The organism is Pseudomonas sp. P39-UII1, assembly GCF_039672635.1.
Lineage (GTDB): Bacteria > Pseudomonadota > Gammaproteobacteria > Pseudomonadales > Pseudomonadaceae > Aquipseudomonas.
The window spans coordinates 1-19,063 of sequence record NZ_JBDFPP010000026.1; the positions used below are offsets into that span (position 1 = coordinate 1).

Genomic DNA, 19,063 nt, shown 5'->3' on the forward strand with positions numbered 1-19,063 from the left:
GTGCAGATCTACAACACAGAACGGCCTCATATGGCCCTGAAAAACAAAACGCCCGATGCTGTGCATCGGGCGTTTTGAGGCCTGTCGGCCTACCTGAACAGATGTAAACCTATTTCAGGACTAGACACATCGCTGCGCTTACAGATCGCTGATCGTGCGAATCTGGTCGCGGTTGATGCGAGTCTGCTTGCCATCGAGTTGCTGGAACTCGTAGAAGCCGGAATCCTGGTCGAATTTCGGCTCGTCAACGGTCTGGAATTCGCGGCCGTCATTCAGGGTGATGAGGCTGGGCGTGGAGCAGCCTGCCAGGGTGGCGAAGGTGCCAAACAGCAGGGCAGGCAGCAAAAGCTTTTTCATGCGGTGTTTCCCGGGTTCTGGAAGGGTGGAGCACGTTCGTTGCCTACACCGGCCCGCGACAGGCCGGCCCAGGCAGAGGCATCAGTCGATGTACTCGAACAGTTTGACGATCTTCTGCACGCCCGACACGCCCTGTACCACGGCAGTGGCCGAGTTGGCTTCTTGCTGGGTCACCAGGCCGAGCAGGTAGACGATACCGTTCTCGGTGATCACCTTGATGCGCGAGCTGGGCACGGCATTGTCGGTCAGCATCTGGGTCTTGATCTTGGTGGTCAGCCAGGCGTCGTTGTTGCGCGCAAGGATGGAGGAGGGCTGCATGACCTGCAGCTCGTTGTGCACCTTCTTGACGCGCTGCACTTGGCCGGCGGTTTGTTCAGCCAGGCTCTTGAGGTCTGCCCGCGGGGTCTGGCCTGCCAGCAGCACAACGCCGTTGTAGCTGCTGACGACGATGTGCGAGCCGTTGTCCAGGTCAGGGCTGGCCTTGGAAATGTTGACCGCGGCCTTGGTTTCGATCAGCGAGTCGTCGATCTTGCTGCCGATGGTGCGTGTACCGCGATCGTCTTCGATCGGCGAGTTACGGGTCGAGGTCAATACCGAGCTGCAGCCGGTGACGCTCAGGCACAGGGTCAGGGCCATCAGGCCGAGGCGCTTGGGGATCATTCTTCACTCCCGAACAGTTGGCTGTCGATCAGATCGCACAGGCAGTGGATCGCCAGCAGGTGGACTTCCTGAATACGTGCAGTGACCGTCGAAGGCACGCGGATTTCCACGTCCTCGGGCAGCAGCAACGAAGCCATGCCGCCGCCGTCACGTCCGGTCAATGCTACGACAATCATTTCGCGATCATGTGCGGCCTGGATCGCTTGAATTACGTTGGCCGAGTTGCCGCTGGTCGAAATCGCCAGCAGAACGTCGCCGGGCTGGCCCAGGGCGCGGATCTGCTTGGAAAAGATTTCGTTGTAGCTGTAGTCGTTGGCAATCGAGGTCAGTGTCGAGCTGTCGGTGGTCAGGGCGATCGCCGGCAGGCTCGGGCGCTCGCGCTCGAAGCGGTTGAGCAGTTCCGAAGAAAAGTGCTGGGCGTCGCCGGCCGAGCCGCCGTTGCCGCAGGCGAGCATCTTGCCCTCGTTGAGCAACGCATTGACCATGACCAGGCTGGCCTGCTCGATGTGCGGTGCCAGGATGTCCATTGCCTGTTGCTTGGTATCGATGCTGGCCTGGAACAGCCGGCGGATTCGGGATTGCATGTCCATCTGGTGACCTTAAGTGGGGCGGTGGCCTTTGCTACGCGCAACAGGGACCAGCCCGCGAAACATAGAGCAATAAAATGGGAGTGGGTTCAGCATTCGAAGGCGTTTTTCAGCCATTGAAGTGGCCGGCCTGCATGGTGGCTACCCTGCAAGGCGACTACGTCGAAGCGGCAAGGGTGGTTGGCCCAGCGAGACTCCTTCTGCAGAAAAAGGCTGGCGGCAAGCACCAGTCGCTTCTGCTTGCGCCCGTCGATACTGCCGAGGGCGCCACCGAAGCCCGCATGCAACCGGTAGCGGACTTCGACGAATACTACTGTATTGGCGTCGAGCATGACCAGATCAAGCTCACCGCCTTTGCATCGCCAGTTGCGCGTCAGTAGCTGCAACCCTTGACCTTGAAGGAACTCAAGGGCCTGGTTCTCTGCAGCCTGGCCAGCGCTGGTTGGCGATGCGTCAGGCATCAGCGAGCGGTATCCGGCAGGCGTTTGACCTGGCCACCCGAGAATTCGGCCCATGGCAGCTGGCGTTCGATGCGCTGGCTGGGGTTCATGCTCAGGCTGCCGGAAAGGCCTTGCACGCGGTTGTCTGGCAGCGCTTTCAGCTGGCCCAGGCGCGGCGCCAGGCTGTAGGCATCAACGCCCATGGCATACAGGCGGCCGAGGCTGCCGGCGGCTTGGGGCCATTGCTGAACTACCTGCTGGCGCAGGCTGTTGGTGGTGTCCAGCAGCCATGGCGTTTCGCAGAAGCGGATGCCGTTCATGTCGTTGTACTGGTTGACGTCACCGCTGGCACTGTACAGGTTCGAGGTGGCGTATACCGGTACGTCGCCGGCGTACTGGAAGTTCAGGGTCGGTTTGATCTGCTGCGCCTGTTGCGGGGTCGAGGCCAGGAAGATGAAATCGATGTCCTGGCGGCGCGACGGCTGCGCAGCAATGGTGCCGCCGACGGTGCTCTGCAGGCTTTGCGCGCGGCCTTCGCTCTGGCGCAGCTGGAACAGGTTGGCGATCTGTTGGGCGAGGGCGACAGGCTGGGCGATGCGCTCGGCGGCGATGATGGTGCCGCCATTGCCTTCCCAATCCTGACGGAAGGCAGCGAGCACGCGGTCGCCCCATTCACCGCTCGGCACCAGGGCCACGGCACGGACCTTGCCGTCGGCACGGGCGCGCCGCGAGACTTCGCGGGCTTCGTCTTCGGCGGCGAGGCCGAACTGGAACAACTGCGGCGGGGCGGTCTGGCCGGCGTCGGCGTAGTTCAGGGCGAGGGTGGTGATTGGCAATTGCGCGTTGGCGGCAAGCTTCTTCACCAGCGGCTTTTCCAGCGGGCCGACCACCAGTTGCACGCCATCGGCCTGGGCCTGGCGATAGAAGTCGTCGAGCGAGCCGATGCGCGAGCTGTCGTACACCTGCACCGCTGGCGCCTGCTGGCCAGCCTGCTGGGCCTGGAAGTGGGCGGCCATGAAGCCGTCACGCAGGGCGCGCGCCACACCGGCCAGCGGGCCTTCCTGGGGCAGCAGCAGGCCGATCTTGGTCAGCGGCTGGCTGGCCAGCTCCTTGAGCCTGGTCAACGGCAGAGGCAGTTGCTTGGCTGCCGGGTGATCGGGGTTCTGTTTGCGCCAGGTGTCGATGGCTGCCTGCTGCTGCTCCAGGGTGCCAGCGCTTTTCACTGCCAGGGCCAGGCTGGTCCAGCCAGCCAGGGTCTGGTTGTTGGCAGGCTGCTGCAGTTGTTCGGCAGGCAGCGATGCCACCAGCGCCCAGATCGCGTCGTTGTTGGCGCTGGCGGCCTGGCCGCTGAGCAAAGGCGTCAGCAGTACACGTTGCTGGGCTGCAGCCAGGGCCTGGCCATCGGCCTCAAGGGCGGCTGCGTGCACGCTGTAGGTGCGCACCTGCTGCTCTTCCGGCAGCTCGGCGATGTGCTGCAGGCTGGGGTGCGACAATGCGCTGAGGGCAGCCTTGGGCTGGTTGCGGCTCATCGCCAGTTCCGCGCTCAGGGTGGCAGCGAAAATCTGCTGGGCAGGCTTGAGCGTATCCATCGGGACCTGCTCGAGAATGCGTGCGGCGCGCGGGTAGTCCTTCTGCTGGTAGGCCAGGTCGGCAGCGCTCAGGCGCAGCAAGGCAGCGTCCTGCGCGGACTTGCTGGTCGCCGCTTTTTCAAGCAGTTGCTCGATGCTGGCGTCCGGGGTGCGTGGCAGCTCGCCCAGGCTGGATGAGGGCGAGCTGGCGCAGGCTGCCAGCAAGGCAGCGAGGCAGAGGGCTGTGAACAGCCGCAGGCAAGCGATCATGTAAAGGTCCTGTTACTCGATCAAGTTGGCCGGCAATTGTACCGAAGCGTTGGCCGGGGCGCGATCATGCTGATTGCAGAACCTTCACTATAGGTGGCTGGGCGGTGGATGCGGGTGAAGTTCTTTGCGCCCTGTTGCCGGCGCTCGGGCTACAATGGCGCCTTTGATCCGAAAGACAGGTGTGCGCAGTGACTGATGTGGCAGGGGCTTCGAAATCCACCGTGGGGACGCTGTACGTGGTCGCTACCCCTATCGGCAACCTCGACGACATGAGCGCCAGGGCATTGAAGGTGCTGGCCGATGTCGCCCTGATCGCCGCCGAGGACACCCGGCATTCGATCCGCCTGCTGCAGCACTTCGGCATCGATACGCCCTTGGCAGCCTGCCATGAGCACAACGAGCGCGACGAAGGTGGGCGCTTCATCACCAAGCTGCTGGCCGGCGAGGATGTGGCGCTGGTGTCCGATGCCGGTACCCCGTTGATTTCCGATCCGGGCTACCACCTGGTGCGTCAGGCGCGTGCTGCGGGCGTCAACGTGGTGCCCGTGCCAGGTGCCTGCGCCTTGATTGCTGCACTCTCGGCGGCGGGACTGCCGTCTGACCGATTCATCTTCGAAGGTTTCCTGCCGGCCAAGACTGCCGGTCGTCGGGCGCGTCTGGAGCAGGTCAGGGAAGAGCCGCGTACGTTGATCTTCTATGAAGCACCGCACCGTATCCTTGAATGCCTGGAAGACATGGAGCTGGTGTTCGGGGGCGAGCGCCCGGCGTTGCTGGCGCGTGAGCTGACCAAGACCTTCGAGACCCTCAAGGGGTTGCCGCTCGCCGAGTTACGGGCATTCGTGGCCGGTGATTCCAACCAGCAGCGCGGCGAGTGTGTGGTGCTGGTGGGCGGCTGGAGCGCACCTGAAGGCGAGCAGGCCATCAGCACCGAAGCGCAGCGCGTGCTAGACCTGCTGCTGGCCGAGTTGCCCCTCAAGCGTGCAGCGGCGTTGGCGGCGGAAATCACCGGTGTGCGCAAGAACCTGTTGTATCAAGTAGCACTGGAAAAGCAGAAAGAGCAGTAGTGGCTATTTGATATAAGTTGCGGTATCGCTTGTTCTTGAGCGCGCGTGCCGTTAACCTTGTCGGCGGAGAGTCGATCGGACAGTCGCTGCCGCCTTTTGTTCCGCAAAAGACGGGGGAGGAAAGTCCGGGCTCCATAGGGCAGAGTGCCAGGTAACGCCTGGGAGGCGCGAGCCTACGGAAAGTGCCACAGAAAATAACCGCCTAAGCACTTCGGTGCCGGTAAGGGTGAAAAGGTGCGGTAAGAGCGCACCGCACGGCTGGCAACAGTCCGTGGCTAGGTAAACCCCACTCGGAGCAAGACCAAATAGGGTTCCATCAGGCGTGGCCCGCGTCGGAACCGGGTAGGTTGCTAGAGGCGTCCAGTGATGGCCGTCGTAGAGGAATGACTGTCCTCGACAAAACCCGGCTTACAGATCGACTCTCCACCTCTTCCCTTCTGCTTGATCGATAGCAGATCCTTCCTGGTAATACCGAAAAGATCTTACTCTTCATAAATCACTTTAACTTCGAACTGCATTCGTTTGAGTCGGTTTGATTTTTCACGTTTTTTTTATCCCCTGGCACACCTTCCTCCTTCCTTTATCGCGCTAAATCTCGGTCCTGTAAGGGTTTTCCTTATGAACGTGCCTTGACGGTGCAGCGGGCGGATTCCTATAGTGTGCGCAAGTGGCAGAAAGTGGGATGAAGTGGGTTTTCTGGCACAAAAAAGCTAACATTGTGGGGAATCGCAGCCGTGTTCCGCGGAGCCAACGCCGTCAGCCTCGATGCAAAGGGCCGTCTCGCAATGCCGAGCCGGTACCGTGACGAGCTCGATTCGCGCTGCAATGGTCAGCTGATCGTGACCATCGACGCCGTTGACCCCTGCTTGTGTGTTTACCCCCTCGATGAGTGGGAACAGATTGAAGCCAAGTTGCGCGCCTTGCCGTCGTTGCGTGAGGAAAACCGCCGCCTCCAGCGTTTGCTGATTGGTAATGCGGTTGACCTGGAGCTCGATGGCAGTGGGCGTTTCCTGGTGCCGCCCCGTCTGCGTGAGTACGCCAAGCTGGACAAGAAGGCGATGCTGGTGGGGCAGCTGAACAAATTCCAGCTGTGGGATGAGGATGCCTGGAACGCAGTTTCGGCAGCCGATCTTGCAGCTATCCAACAACCGGGCGCCATGCCCGACGATTTGCGTGACCTGATCCTGTGACCATAGATAGCGGCTTCAACCACATCACCGTCCTGCTCGACGAAGCTGTCGAGGCATTGGCCCTGCGCGCCGACGGTTGCTATCTCGACGGCACTTTCGGTCGAGGCGGGCACAGCCGTCTGATCCTCAGCAAGCTGGGGCCGCAAGGTCGGCTGCTGGGCTTCGACAAAGATCCACAAGCGATTGCCACCGGGCAAGCGCTAGCGGCCGAAGACGGCCGCTTTGTCATTGTGCAGCGCAGTTTTGCCGAGCTGGGGGCCGAGGTGGCCGAGCGCGGCCTGGACGGCAAGGTCAGCGGTATCCTGCTTGACCTGGGCGTTTCCTCGCCGCAGCTGGACGACCCTGAGCGTGGCTTCAGCTTCCTCAATGATGGCCCGCTGGACATGCGCATGAACCCTGACCAGGGCATCAGCGCCGCCGAGTTCATCGCCACCGCGCCTGCGGAAGAAATCGCCCGCGTATTCAAAGAGTACGGCGAGGAGCGTTTTGCCGGGCGCATGGCGCGAGCCGTCGTGGAGCGCCGTGAAAAGCAGCCTTTCACCCGTACCGCCGACCTGGCCGAAGTGCTCAAGGTCGCCAACCCCGCCTGGGAAAAGGGCAAGAACCCGGCTACCCGCGCCTTCCAGGGCCTGCGCATCCACGTCAACAACGAGTTGGGCGACCTCGAGACAGGCCTTGAGGCTGCACTCGATGCGCTGGAGGTCGGCGGTCGCCTGGCGGTGATCAGCTTCCATTCGCTCGAAGACCGCATCGTCAAACTGTTCATGCGCAAGCTGGTCAAGGGTGAGGCAGACAACCTGCCGCGCAACCTGCCTGTGCAGCACAAGGTCTTCGAGCCAAAAATCAAGCTCATCGGCAAGGCACAATTCGCCTCGGAAGCGGAACTCAAAGCCAACCCGCGGTCGCGCAGCGCCGTGATGCGGGTGGCGGAGAAGCTTCGGTGAGCCGGCTATTTGCCAAGCCTTTGCCAGGCGGAAGCTTCCTGATGCTTCTGCTGTTTGTCGGTGTGCTCGTTTCGGCCATCGCCGTGTCGTATAGCGCCCACTGGAACCGCCAGTTGCTCAACACTTTGTACGGTGAATTGAATGAGCGCGACAAGGCCCAGGCCGAGTGGGGCCGGCTGATCCTCGAACAAAGTACCTGGACCGCTGCCAGCCGTATCGAGAGCCTGGCCTCCGAGCAGCTGAAAATGCGTGTGCCTGCGGCTGACGAAGTGCGGATGGTGGCGCCATGATGAAGCTCGAAGGCGCACTCTACCCTTGGCGTTTTCGCGTAGTGATCGGCTTGCTGGCGGTGATGGTCGGTGCCATCTGCTGGCGCATCATCGACTTGCAGGTAGTCGACCGTGACTTCCTCAAAGGCCAGGGCGATGCCCGCAGCCTGCGTCATATTCCTATCCCGGCACACCGTGGTCTGATTACCGACCGCAACGGTGAGCCGCTGGCCGTCAGCACGCCGGTCACCACCTTGTGGGCAAACCCCAAGGAGATGCAGGCGTCCAAGGAGCGCTGGCCGCAGCTGGCCGCGGCGCTGGGGCAAAATGCCCAGCAGCTGACCGAGCGCCTCACCCAGCAGGCGGGCAAGGAATTCATCTACCTGGTCCGTGGCCTGACCCCGGAGCAGGGCCAGCACGTGCTCGACCTGAAAGTGCCTGGGGTGTACGGCCTCGAAGAATTCCGCCGCTTCTATCCGGCCGGCGATGTCACCGCCCACATGGTTGGCTTCACCGACCTCGACGACCACGGTCGTGAAGGGGTGGAACTGGCCTACGATGAGTGGCTGGCCGGTGTGCCTGGCAAGCGGCAGGTGATCAAGGACCGACGCGGCCGGCTGATCAAGGACATCCAGGTGACCAAGAACGCCAAGGCCGGCAAGACCTTGGCGTTGTCCATCGACCTGCGCCTGCAATACCTGGCCACCCGCGAGCTGCGCAACGCCATCGCTGAACAGGATGCCAAGGCCGGCAGCCTGGTGATCATGGACGTGAAGACCGGTGAGGTCCTGGCCATGGTCAACCAGCCGACCTACAACCCGAACAACCGCCGCAGCATGTTCCCGGCCGCGATGCGTAACCGCGCCATTATCGACGTGTTCGAGCCAGGCTCGACCGTGAAGCCGATCTCCATGAGTGCCGCATTGCAGAGTGGCCGCTGGAAAACCACCGACAAGGTCGAGGTCTACCCGGGCAGCCTGCAGATCGGCCGATACACCATCAAGGACGTTTCCCGAAGCGAAGGCCCGATCCTCGACCTGACCGGCATCCTGATCAACTCCAGTAACGTCGGCATGAGCAAGATCGCCTTCGACATCGGCGGTGAAGCCATCTACCGGGTCATGTCCCAGGTCGGCCTGGGCCAGTACACCGGCCTGGGCTTCCCGGGCGAGCGGGTTGGCAACCTGCCCAACCACCGCGAGTGGCGCAAGGCCGAGACAGCAACCCTGTCGTACGGCTATGGCGTATCGGTTACCGCATTGCAGCTGGTTCATGCCTACGCGGCGCTGGCCAACGACGGCAAGATGGTGCCGCTGTCGATCCTCAAGGTCGACAAGGCGCCGGAAGCCGTGCAGGCCATCCCGAAAGAAACCGCTGAAACCGTGCAAGGCATGTTGCAGCAGGTGATCGAAGCGCCGCGCGGGGTGTTCCGTGCCCAGGTGCCGTTCTATCACGTGGGTGGCAAGTCGGGCACCGCGCGTAAAGCCACCGTGGGGTCCAAGGGCTACACCGAAAACGCCTACCGCTCGCTGTTTGCAGGCTTCGGCCCGATGAGCGACCCGCGTTACGCCATCGTCGTGGTCATCGATGAGCCGAGCAAGGGCGGTTACTTCGGTGGCCTGGTATCTGCGCCAGTGTTCAGCAAGGTCATGTCGGGCACCCTGCGGCTGATGAACGTGCCGCCGGATAACCTGCCGCCAGCCACAGACCCGCAGCAAGTCAATGCAGTACCCGCCAAGGGAGGGCGTGGATGATGACAATGCCACTGAGCAAGCTTTTCGCCGACGCCAGCCGCGACCCCTTGATCCGTGAGCTGACCCTGGACAGCCGTGCCGTGCGCCCGGGCGACCTGTTCCTGGCCGTACCGGGCGCCAAGGTCGATGGCCGCGATCATATCGCCGATGCCCTGGCCCATGGCGCCGCTGCAGTCGCTTATGAAGTGCAGGGCGCCAGCGTGCTGCCGATCACCGACGTGCCGCTGATTCCGGTCAAAGGCTTGATCGCCCAGCTGTCGTCCATCGCCGGTCGCTTTTACGGCGAGCCGAGCCGTCAGCTGAACCTGATCGGGGTTACCGGCACCAATGGCAAGACCAGCGTCACCCAGCTGTTGGCGCAGGCGCTTGATGCGCTTGGCCAGCGTTGTGGCCTGATCGGTACGCTGGGTACCGGTTTCTACGGCGAGTTGCAGAGCGGCCGCCTGACCACGCCAGACCCGATCGCCGTGCAGTCGACCCTTTACGACCTGAAGAAGGGCGGCGCCAAGGCCGTGGCGATGGAAGTGTCCTCGCATGCCCTGGAGCAGGGCCGTGTCGCTGCGCTGGAATTCGACATCGCGGTCATGACCAACCTGTCCCGTGATCACCTCGACTACCACGGCAGCATGGAGGCCTACGAGGCCGCCAAGGCCAAGCTGTTCGCCTGGCCCAGCCTGCGTTGCCAGGTGGTCAACCTGGATGACGACTTTGGCCGTCGCCTGGCGGCAGACTTCGCCCGCCGCCCGAACGCTGACCATGTCGAGACACGGCTGCTCAGCTACAGCCTGGAAAACCCGGACGCTTCCCTGTACTGCCGTGAAGCGAAGTTCGATGACGATGGCGTGCGCGCAGTGCTGGTGACCGCCCAGGGTGAACGCACCTTGCGCAGCCAGCTGCTCGGCCGCTTCAACCTGAGCAACGTGCTCGCGGCCGTGGCGGCGTTGCTGGCGCTGGATTACTCGCTGGACGAAATTCTCAAAGTCACCCCACAGCTGCAAGGGCCTGTTGGCCGCATGCAGCGCCTGGGCGGTGGCAAGAAGCCGCTGGTGGTGGTCGATTACGCACACACTCCAGACGCCCTGGAAAAGGTCCTCGAGGCCTTGCGCCCTCACGCCCATGGCCAGCTGCTGTGCCTGTTCGGCTGTGGTGGCGACCGCGACCGCGGCAAACGCCCGCTGATGGCCGAGGTTGCCGAGCGCCTGGCTGACCGTGTGCTGGTCACCGACGACAACCCGCGTAGCGAAGACCCGCAAGGCATCTTCGACGATATTCGCCCTGGTTTTGCCCAGCCTGCCGACGTCGAATTCGTCGCTGGCCGTGGCGAGGCCATTGCCCGCCTGATCGCTACCGCTGCCGCCGACGACGTCATCGTTCTGGCTGGCAAGGGGCACGAGGACTATCAGGAGATCCATGGCGAGCGCCATGATTTCTCCGATCTGGTCGAAGCCGAGAAGGCACTTTCAGCCTGGGAGGCTCCACATGCTTAAGCCCATGACACTCAGCCAGCTGACCACAGCACTGAGTGCTCGGCAGGTCGGCGCCGATGCCAGCTTCACCGGTGTCAGCATCGATAGCCGCAGTGTCGGTGCCGGGCAGTTGTTCATTGCCCTGACCGGCCCGCGTTTCGATGGCCATGACTACCTGGCTGATGTGAAGGCCAAGGGTGCCGTGGCGGCTCTGGTCGAGCGTGAGGTCGCCGATGTCGACCTGCCACAACTGCTGGTCAAGGACTGCCGCGTGGCGTTGGGCCAGCTGGGTGCGCTGAACCGCGCCGCATTCGACAAACCGGTGGTGGCCATTACCGGCTCCAGCGGCAAGACCACGGTCAAGGAGATGCTTGCCAGTATCCTGCGCACCCGTGGCCTGGTGCATGCGACCCGCGGCAACCTGAACAATGACCTCGGCGCACCGCTGACCCTGCTGGAAATCGCCCCGGAGCACAGCGCTGCGGTGATCGAGCTGGGGGCGTCGCGCATTGGTGAAATTCGCTACACCGTCGGCCTTGCCCGGCCGCAGGTGGTCATCATCAATAACGCCGGTACTGCCCATGTCGGCGAGTTCGGCGGCCCAGAGAAAATCGTCGAAGCCAAAGGCGAAATCCTCGAAGGCCTGGGCGAGGGCGGTACGGCCATTCTGAATCTGGACGACAAGGCTTTCGCTACCTGGAAAGCCCGCGCCGGTGCGCACACGGTCATCAGTTTCGCCCGCAGCGATATCAAGGCGGACTTCTACGCCAGTGACATCGGTCGCGATGCCCGTGGCTGCCCGTCGTTCACGCTGCATGGCGCCGGTGACTCGGTGGCGGTGCAACTCAACGTGCTGGGTGAGCATAACGTCAGCAACGCCCTGGCCGCCGCGGCCGCCGCCCATGCCGTTGGTCTGAGCCTGAACGGCATCGCCGCCGGCCTGAATGCCGTGCAGCCGGTCAAGGGCCGCACCGTGGCGCAGATCGCGCCTAACGGCGTGCGGGTGATCGATGACAGTTACAACGCAAATCCCACCTCGATGTGCGCGGCCATTGATATACTCGCCGGCTTTTCCGGGCGCACCGTTCTGGTGCTTGGGGATATCGGCGAACTGGGCCAGTGGGCGGAGGAAGGCCACCGTCAGGTGGGCGATTACGCACGCGGCAAGGTCGACGCCCTGTATGCAGTGGGTACCAACATGATTCATGCGGTCACGGCGTTCGGCGCCGATGGCCGGCATTTCGCTACTCAAGCTGAGCTGATCGAAGCCGTTCGCGCCGAGACTGCCAGCAATACCACTATCTTGATCAAGGGCTCGCGCAGCGCTGCGATGGAAAACGTCGTGGCTGCACTGTGCGGTGCCAGCGGGGAGAAACATTAATGCTGCTGCTGTTGGCTGAGTATCTGCAACAGTTCCACAAGGGCTTCGCGGTCTTCCAGTACCTGTCCCTGCGCGGGATCCTCGGTGTACTGACCGCGTTGTCGCTGGCACTGTGCCTGGGCCCGTGGATGATCCGTACCCTGCAGATTCGCCAGATCGGTCAGGCTGTCCGTAATGACGGCCCGCAATCGCACTTGTCCAAATCAGGCACCCCTACCATGGGCGGTGCCTTGATCCTGTCCGCCATCGGCATCAGCACCCTGCTGTGGGCCGACCTGTCCAACCGTTACGTGTGGACGGTGCTGATCGTCACGATGTTGTTCGGGGCCATCGGCTGGGTCGACGATTACCGCAAAGTGATCGAAAAGAACTCGCGTGGCCTGCCGAGCCGCTGGAAGTACTTCTGGCAGTCGGTGTTCGGCCTGGGTGCTGCAATCTTCCTGTACAAGACAGCGCCGACCAGTGTCGAAACCACCCTGATCGTGCCGTTCCTCAAGGACGTCACCATTCCGCTGGGTATCGGCTTCGTCATCCTGACCTACTTCGTCATCGTCGGCTCGAGCAACGCGGTCAACCTGACTGACGGCCTGGATGGCCTGGCGATCATGCCAACGGTCATGGTCGGCGGCGCCCTGGGCATCTTCTGCTACCTGTCGGGTAACGTGAAATTCGCCGAATACCTGCTGATCCCGTACGTACCCGGCTCGGGCGAACTGATCGTGTTCTGCGGCGCGTTGATCGGCGCGGGCCTCGGCTTCCTGTGGTTCAACACGTATCCGGCCCAGGTGTTCATGGGCGACGTCGGCGCGCTGGCGCTGGGCGCCGCGCTGGGCACCATCGCCGTGATCGTGCGCCAGGAAATCGTGCTGTTCATCATGGGTGGCATCTTCGTCATGGAAACCCTGTCGGTGGTGATCCAGGTCGCCTCCTTCAAGTTGACCGGCAAGCGCGTGTTCCGCATGGCGCCGATCCACCACCACTTCGAACTCAAGGGCTGGCCTGAGCCGCGCGTGATCGTCCGTTTCTGGATCATCACCGTGATTCTGGTGCTGATCGGCCTTGCAACCCTGAAACTGAGGTAGACGAGCGTGTCACTGATCGCTTCCGACCAATTCCGCATCGTTGTCGGCCTCGGCAAGAGCGGCATGTCCCTGGTTCGCTTCCTGGCGAGCCGGGGCATTGCCTTTGCGGTCGCCGACACCCGTGAGCAGCCGCCGGAACTGGACACCCTGCGCCGTGATTACCCGCAGGTGGAAGTACGCTGTGGTGAACTGGACGTGGACTTCCTGTGCCGCGCCAATGAGCTGTACGTGAGCCCCGGCCTGGCCCTGGCTACCCCGGCGCTGCAGCAGGCTGCAGCGCGTGGCGTCAAACTGTCCGGCGACATCGAACTGTTCGCCCGCCATGCCAAGGCTCCGATCATCGCGATCAGTGGCTCCAACGCGAAAAGCACCGTGACCACCCTGGTCGGCGAGATGGCTGCCAAGGCAGGCAAACGCGTGGCTGTCGGTGGCAACCTGGGCACCCCGGCCCTGGACCTGCTCAGCGATGATGTCGAGCTGTACGTCATGGAGCTGTCGAGCTTCCAATTGGAAACCACCGACCAGCTCAACGCCGAAGTCGCCACCGTGCTCAACATCAGCGAAGACCACATGGACCGCTACAGCGGGCTGCCTGCCTATCACTTGGCCAAGCACCGGATTTTCCGTGGCGCCCAGCAGGTGGTGGTCAACCGCCAGGACGCCCTGACCCGGCCGCTGCCGGTGGAAGGCCGCCCATGCTGGACCTTCGGCCTCAACCAGCCGGACTTCAAAGGGTTCGGCCTGCGTGAAGTGGATGGCGAGAAATACCTGGCCTTCGAATTCCAGGCGCTGATGCCGGCGCGCGAGCTGAAAGTGCGTGGCGCCCACAACCAGAGCAACGCCCTGGCGGCCCTGGCCCTGGGCCATGCTGCAGGCCTGCCGTTCGAGCCGATGCTCGCGGCCCTGCGCGAGTTCGGTGGCCTGGCCCATCGTTGCCAGTGGGTGCGTGAACGCAACGGCGTGAACTGGTACGACGATTCCAAGGCCACCAACGTTGGCGCAGCGCTGGCAGCCATCGAAGGCTTGGGCGCGGACATCGAAGGCAAGCTGGTGCTGATCGCCGGTGGTGACGGCAAGGGTGCCGATTTCGCTGCCCTGCGCGAGCCGGTCGCACGCTTCTGCCGCGCCGTGGTGTTGCTCGGCCGTGATGCCGAGCGCCTGGCTGAAGCTCTGGGCGACGGCGTACCACTGGTGCGGGTCAAGGCCCTGGACGAGGCCGTGCAACAGTGTGCCGACCTGGCACAGCCCGGCGATGCCGTGCTGCTGTCGCCAGCCTGCGCCAGCCTCGACATGTTCAAGAACTTCGAAGAACGCGGGCGCCTGTTCGCCCAGGCGGCGGGGGGGCTGGCATGATCTTCGGCATCCTCAAGCCGTACCCGTCGCCGCTGATCAGCGGCCGTGGCATCGACCTCGACTTCGCCTTCCTGGCCGGCTGCCTGGCGCTGCTTGGCCTGGGCCTGGTGATGATCACTTCGGCGTCGTCGGAAGTAGCGGCGGTGCAATCGGGCAACCCGCTCTACCACATGTTCCGCCACCTGGTGTACGTGGCCATCGGCCTGGTCGCCTGCGGCGCGACCATGATGGTGCCGATCGCCACCTGGCAGCGCATGGGCTTCATGATGCTGGTCGGTGCCTTCGCGCTGCTGGTCATGGTGCTGGTGCCCGGCATCGGTCGTGAAGTGAACGGCTCGATGCGCTGGATCGGTTTCAGCTTCTTCAACGTCCAGCCCTCGGAGATCGCCAAGGTCTTCGTGGTCATCTACCTCGCAGGCTACCTGGTACGCCGGCAGACCGAGGTGCGCGAAAGCTGGATGGGCTTCTTCAAACCGTTCATCGTGCTGCTGCCGATGGCTGGCCTGCTGCTGATGGAGCCGGACTTCGGCGCCACCGTGGTGATGATGGGCGCCGCCGCAGCCATGCTGTTCCTCGGCGGGGTGGGGCTATTCCGCTTCAGCCTGATGGTGGTGCTGGCGGTGGTTGCGGTATTCGTGCTGGTGCAGGCGCAGCCTTACCGGATGGCACGTCTGATCACCTTCACCGACCCCTGGTCCGACCAGTTCGGCTCCGGCTACCAGCTGACCCAGGCACTGATTGCCTTCGGCCGCGGCGAGTGGCTGGGCGTGGGCCTGGGCAATAGCGTCCAGAAGCAGTTCTACCTGCCCGAAGCGCACACCGACTTCGTGTTCTCGGTGCTCGCCGAAGAACTGGGTGTGGTCGGTTCGCTGGTGACCATCGCGCTGTTCGTCTTCGTCACCGTCCGCGCCCTGTACATCGGCCTGTGGGCCGAGAAGGCCAAACAGTTCTTTGCCGCCTACATGGCGTTCGGCCTGGCGTTCCTCTGGATCGGCCAGTTCCTCATCAATATCGGCGTGAACGTCGGCCTGCTGCCGACCAAGGGCCTGACCTTGCCGTTCCTCAGCTACGGGGGCAGCTCGCTGGTGATCTGCTGCGCCTGCGTAGGCTTGTTGCTGCGCATCGAGTGGGAGAGCCGCACGCACCTGGGCAGCGAGGAGCACGAATTCAAGGAAAGCGATTTTGCCGAGGAGACCAGTCATGGCCGCTGACGGCAAGAACGTACTGATCATGGCAGGCGGCACTGGGGGCCATGTGTTCCCGGCCCTGGCCTGCGCCCGTGAATTCCAGGCGCGCGGTTACAGCGTGCACTGGCTGGGCACCCCGCGCGGTATCGAAAATGAGCTGGTGCCGCAGGCCGGCTTGCCGCTGCACCTGATCCAGGTCAGCGGCCTGCGTGGCAAGGGCAAGCTGTCGCTGCTCAAGGCGCCGTTCACCCTGGTCAAGGCCGTGCTGCAAGCGCGCCGGATCATTCGGCAGCTCAAGCCGGTCTGTGTGGTCGGCTTTGGCGGCTACCTCACAGGCCCAGGCGGCGTGGCTGCACGCCTTTGCGGCGTGCCGCTGGTGATTCACGAACAGAACGCCCGTGCCGGGACTGCCAATCGCCTGCTGGTGCCGCTGTCGGCACGCGTCTGCGAAGCGTTCCCAGGTACCTTCGAGGCCAATGACAAGCTGCGTACCACTGGCAACCCAGTGCGCCCGGAGCTGTTCATGGACGCACACCGTGCGCCCCTGGCCGAGCGCCGCGCCCGCCTGTTGGTAATGGGGGGCAGCCTGGGTGCGGAACCATTGAACAAATTGTTGCCTAAGGCCCTGTCCGAGGTGCCCGCGAACCTGCGGCCCGAGGTGTTCCATCAGGCCGGCAAGAGCCACGCGCCGATCACCGCCGAGCGTTATCAGGAGGCGGGGGTCGAGGCTCAGGTAGAACCGTTCATCAAAGACATGGCCCATGCCTATGGCTGGGCCGACCTGGTGGTGTGCCGGGCCGGTGCCCTGACTGTCAGCGAACTCGCGGCGGCGGGCCTGCCTTCGATGCTGGTGCCTTTGCCCTATGCGATCGACGACCACCAGACCCACAACGCCCAATATCTGGCTCGGGAAGGCGCCGCCTTCCTTATGCCACAAGCGACAACTGGCGCAGCGCAGCTCGCTGAACGCCTGAACGAGGTGCTGATGCAACCCGAGAAACTCAACACCATGGCAGGCACCGCACGGCGCCTGGCCAAGCCTGCAGCAACCAGCACCGTGGTCGATATCTGCCTGGAGGTGGCCCATGGTTGAAAGCCAGAAAGCCATGCCCCACCCGAAAATGGGCCGGATCAACCGCATCCACTTCGTCGGCATCGGCGGCGTGGGCATGTGCGGTATCGCCGAAGTACTGCTGAACCTGGGCTACCAGGTGTCCGGTTCCGACCTCAAGGCGTCGCCGGTCACCGAGCGCCTGGAGTCGTTCGGCGCCGAGATCTTCGTCGGCCACCGCGCCGAGAACGCCGCCAATGCCGATGTGCTGGTGGTGTCCAGCGCCATCAACCCGGCCAACCCGGAAGTTGCCACCGCCCTTGAGCGGCGCATTCCGGTGGTGCCGCGTGCCGAGATGCTCGCCGAGCTGATGCGCTATCGCCACGGCGTCGCTGTTGCCGGTACCCACGGCAAGACCACCACCACCAGTTTGCTGGCCTCGGTGTTCGCCGCAGGCGGCCTGGACCCGACCTTCGTCATTGGTGGCCGCCTGACCGCTGCGGGCACCAATGCCCAGCTGGGCACCAGCCGCTACCTGATCGCCGAAGCCGATGAAAGCGACGCGAGCTTCCTGCACCTGCAACCGATGGTCGCCGTGGTCACCAACATCGACGCCGATCACATGGCCACGTACGAAGGTGACTTCAACAAACTGAAGAAAACCTTCGTCGAGTTCCTGCACAACCTGCCGTTCTACGGCCTGGCCGTGATGTGCCTGGATGACCCGGTGGTGCGCGAGATCCTGCCACAGGTCAAGCGCCCGACCGTGACCTATGGCTTCAGCGAAGAGGCCGATATCCGCGCCATCAACGTGCGCCAGCAGGGCATGCAGACCCATTTCACCGTGCTGCGCCGCGACTGCGAGCCGCTGGAAGTGTCGGTGAACATGCCCGGCAACCACAACGTGCTCAACGCGCTGGCCACCATCGCCATCGCCACCGACGAAGGTATCAGCGACGAAGCCATCGTCCAGGGCCTGTCGGGCTTCCAGGGCGTCGGCCGACGCTTCCAGGTATACGGCGAGCTGCCAGTCGACGGCGGCAGCGTGATGCTGGTCGACGACTACGGCCACCACCCGACCGAAGTGGCCGCGGTGATCAAGGCCGTGCGTGGCGGCTGGCCAAGCCGGCGCCTGGTGATTGTCTATCAGCCGCACCGTTATAGCCGCACCCGCGACCTGTACGACGACTTCGTACAAGTGCTGGGCGATGCCAACGTGCTGCTGCTGATGGAGGTCTATCCGGCCGGCGAAGAGCCGATCCCTGGGGCCGACAGCCGCCAGCTGTGCCACAGCATCCGCCAGCGCGGCAAGCTGGACCCGATCTACATCGAACGTGGCGCCGAGCTGGCGCCGGTGGTCCAGCCGCTGCTGCGCGCCGGCGACATCCTGCTGTGCCAGGGTGCCGGTGACGTCGGTGGCCTGGCCCCGCAATTGATGAAAAGCCCGCTGTTCGCTGGCGCCAAGCAGGAGAAGTCGAAATGACCAGCGCCTACGACAAGTTGCACTCGACCCTGGACGTCAAGGCATTCGGCCGCGTGGCTGTGCTGTACGGCGGCAAGAGCGCCGAGCGTGAGGTATCGCTGAAGTCCGGCGCCGCGGTGATCGAAGCCCTGACCAGCGCCGGTGTGGATGTCGTCGCCATCGACGTGGGCGACGACCTGCTGGCACGCCTGCAAAGCGAGAAGATCGACCGCGCCTTCATCATCCTGCACGGCCGTGGCGGTGAAGACGGCAGCATGCAAGGCCTGCTGGAGTGCCTCGGCATCCCTTACACCGGCAGCGGCATCCTCGCTTCGGCCCTGGCCATGGACAAGCTGCGCACCAAGCAGGTGTGGCAGAGCCTGGGTATTCCGACCCCGCGCCACGCCGTATTGGCCAGCGAAAGTGATTGTGTTGCAGCAAGTACGGAACTGGGCTTCCCGCTGATCGTCAAACCTGCCCATGAAGGCTCTAGCATCGGCATGGCCAAGGTGAGCAGCGAGCAAGAATTGATCGCTGCCTGGAAGGACGCTGCCAATTACGATTCGCAAGTTCTGGTCGAGCAATGGATCCACGGCCCGGAGTTCACCATCGCGGTTCTGCGTGGCCAGGTGCTGCCGCCGATCGCGCTGGGCACCCCGCACGTGTTCTACGACTACGACGCCAAGTACATCGCCAACGACACCCAGTACCGCATCCCGTGTGGCCTGGACACCGTCAAGGAACAGGAACTGATCGACCTGACCGCGCGCGCCTGCGATGCCATTGGCATCGAAGGCTGGGGCCGGCTGGACGTGATGCAGGACGAGCAGGGCCGGTTCTGGCTGCTCGAAGTCAACACCGCACCGGGCATGACTGATCATAGCCTGGTGCCCATGGCGGCCCGCGCGGCCGGCCTGGACTTCCAGCAACTGGTGCTGGCGATCCTGGCCGACAGCGTAGCGACGCGAGGTTAACAAG

The 19,063-nt window shown here is 63.6% G+C and carries 19 protein-coding genes and 1 other RNA gene; 15 read left to right on the plus strand and 5 right to left on the minus strand.

The window, feature by feature from the left end; genetic code table 11:
- Window positions 1–78: integrase core domain-containing protein (locus ABEH27_RS22510; RefSeq protein ID WP_146146908.1), on the plus strand; the 78-nt coding region annotated here is incomplete at its 5' end.
- A gap of 60 nt (window positions 79–138) precedes the next feature.
- Here ABEH27_RS22510 and ABEH27_RS22515 read toward each other — a convergent pair.
- The 5 genes from ABEH27_RS22515 to ABEH27_RS22535 form a co-directional block, all read right to left on the minus strand.
- Entirely contained in the window at window positions 139–357 is a 219-nt protein-coding gene (locus ABEH27_RS22515; protein WP_346615686.1) for a YgdI/YgdR family lipoprotein, read from the minus strand.
- 81 nt (window positions 358–438) lie between these two features.
- Window positions 439–1,017, minus strand: a complete 579-nt coding sequence (locus tag ABEH27_RS22520; protein WP_346615687.1) for a BON domain-containing protein — start codon at window positions 1,015–1,017, stop codon at window positions 439–441.
- Window positions 1,014–1,607 carry a phosphoheptose isomerase gene (locus ABEH27_RS22525; RefSeq protein WP_008097558.1) on the minus strand — a complete coding sequence of 198 codons (594 nt, stop codon included), beginning with the start codon at window positions 1,605–1,607 and terminating at the stop codon, window positions 1,014–1,016. Before ABEH27_RS22525 ends, ABEH27_RS22520 begins: the two co-directional genes overlap by 4 nt.
- Window positions 1,608–1,693: 86 nt before the next feature.
- On the minus strand, window positions 1,694–2,065 hold the full coding sequence (locus ABEH27_RS22530) for a YraN family protein (protein WP_346615688.1): 372 nt from the start codon (window positions 2,063–2,065) through the stop codon (window positions 1,694–1,696).
- Window positions 2,065–3,882 carry a penicillin-binding protein activator gene (locus ABEH27_RS22535; protein ID WP_346615689.1) on the minus strand — a complete coding sequence of 606 codons (1,818 nt, stop codon included), beginning with the start codon at window positions 3,880–3,882 and terminating at the stop codon, window positions 2,065–2,067. The genes ABEH27_RS22530 and ABEH27_RS22535 overlap by 1 nt, the downstream gene beginning before the upstream one ends.
- 188 nt (window positions 3,883–4,070) lie before the next feature.
- On the opposite strand from ABEH27_RS22535, the gene rsmI reads away from it, so the two are divergent.
- The 14 genes from rsmI to ABEH27_RS22605 all read left to right on the plus strand — a co-directional run bounded on the left by rsmI (window position 4,071) and on the right by ABEH27_RS22605 (window position 19,059).
- Window positions 4,071–4,946 (plus strand): 16S rRNA (cytidine(1402)-2'-O)-methyltransferase, encoded by an 876-nt coding sequence (gene rsmI, locus ABEH27_RS22540; protein ID WP_346615690.1) that lies wholly within the window; start codon window positions 4,071–4,073, stop codon window positions 4,944–4,946.
- Window positions 4,947–5,013: 67 nt separating this feature from the next.
- An RNA gene (rnpB, locus tag ABEH27_RS22545) (RNase P RNA component class A) lies at window positions 5,014–5,373 on the plus strand.
- 307 nt (window positions 5,374–5,680) lie between these two features.
- Complete coding sequence (mraZ, locus tag ABEH27_RS22550; RefSeq protein WP_011535546.1) at window positions 5,681–6,136, plus strand: division/cell wall cluster transcriptional repressor MraZ; 456 nt, start codon at window positions 5,681–5,683, stop codon at window positions 6,134–6,136.
- A 2-nt stretch (window positions 6,137–6,138) separates the two neighbouring features.
- On the plus strand, window positions 6,139–7,080 hold the full coding sequence (rsmH, locus tag ABEH27_RS22555) for a 16S rRNA (cytosine(1402)-N(4))-methyltransferase RsmH (protein WP_346615728.1): 942 nt from the start codon (window positions 6,139–6,141) through the stop codon (window positions 7,078–7,080).
- On the plus strand, window positions 7,077–7,370 hold the full coding sequence (ftsL, locus tag ABEH27_RS22560) for a cell division protein FtsL (protein ID WP_346615691.1): 294 nt from the start codon (window positions 7,077–7,079) through the stop codon (window positions 7,368–7,370). Before rsmH ends, ftsL begins: the two co-directional genes overlap by 4 nt.
- Window positions 7,370–9,103 carry a penicillin-binding protein 2 gene (locus tag ABEH27_RS22565; protein WP_346615729.1) on the plus strand — a complete coding sequence of 578 codons (1,734 nt, stop codon included), beginning with the start codon at window positions 7,370–7,372 and terminating at the stop codon, window positions 9,101–9,103. Before ftsL ends, ABEH27_RS22565 begins: the two co-directional genes overlap by 1 nt.
- Window positions 9,100–10,590: a UDP-N-acetylmuramoyl-L-alanyl-D-glutamate--2,6-diaminopimelate ligase gene (locus tag ABEH27_RS22570; protein ID WP_346615692.1), complete on the plus strand. Its 1,491-nt coding sequence runs from the start codon at window positions 9,100–9,102 to the stop codon at window positions 10,588–10,590. The genes ABEH27_RS22565 and ABEH27_RS22570 overlap by 4 nt, the downstream gene beginning before the upstream one ends.
- Window positions 10,583–11,950 (plus strand): UDP-N-acetylmuramoyl-tripeptide--D-alanyl-D-alanine ligase, encoded by a 1,368-nt coding sequence (gene murF / locus ABEH27_RS22575; protein WP_346615693.1) that lies wholly within the window; start codon window positions 10,583–10,585, stop codon window positions 11,948–11,950. Before ABEH27_RS22570 ends, murF begins: the two co-directional genes overlap by 8 nt.
- On the plus strand, window positions 11,950–13,032 hold the full coding sequence (gene mraY, locus ABEH27_RS22580; RefSeq protein ID WP_346615694.1) for a phospho-N-acetylmuramoyl-pentapeptide-transferase: 1,083 nt from the start codon (window positions 11,950–11,952) through the stop codon (window positions 13,030–13,032). The genes murF and mraY overlap by 1 nt, the downstream gene beginning before the upstream one ends.
- Window positions 13,033–13,038: 6 nt before the next feature.
- The gene (gene murD, locus ABEH27_RS22585) at window positions 13,039–14,385 is read left to right on the plus strand and encodes a UDP-N-acetylmuramoyl-L-alanine--D-glutamate ligase (RefSeq protein ID WP_346615695.1); all 1,347 of its coding nucleotides are present in this window, start codon (window positions 13,039–13,041) and stop codon (window positions 14,383–14,385) included.
- Window positions 14,385–15,596, plus strand: a complete 1,212-nt coding sequence (gene ftsW / locus ABEH27_RS22590) for a putative lipid II flippase FtsW (protein ID WP_346615730.1) — start codon at window positions 14,385–14,387, stop codon at window positions 15,594–15,596. The genes murD and ftsW overlap by 1 nt, the downstream gene beginning before the upstream one ends.
- Complete coding sequence (murG, locus tag ABEH27_RS22595; RefSeq protein ID WP_346615696.1) at window positions 15,586–16,665, plus strand: undecaprenyldiphospho-muramoylpentapeptide beta-N-acetylglucosaminyltransferase; 1,080 nt, start codon at window positions 15,586–15,588, stop codon at window positions 16,663–16,665. The genes ftsW and murG overlap by 11 nt, the downstream gene beginning before the upstream one ends.
- The gene (murC, locus tag ABEH27_RS22600) at window positions 16,658–18,106 is read left to right on the plus strand and encodes a UDP-N-acetylmuramate--L-alanine ligase (RefSeq protein WP_346615697.1); all 1,449 of its coding nucleotides are present in this window, start codon (window positions 16,658–16,660) and stop codon (window positions 18,104–18,106) included. Before murG ends, murC begins: the two co-directional genes overlap by 8 nt.
- Complete coding sequence (locus ABEH27_RS22605; RefSeq protein WP_346615698.1) at window positions 18,103–19,059, plus strand: D-alanine--D-alanine ligase; 957 nt, start codon at window positions 18,103–18,105, stop codon at window positions 19,057–19,059. The genes murC and ABEH27_RS22605 overlap by 4 nt, the downstream gene beginning before the upstream one ends.
- Window positions 19,060–19,063: the final 4 nt, after the last annotated feature.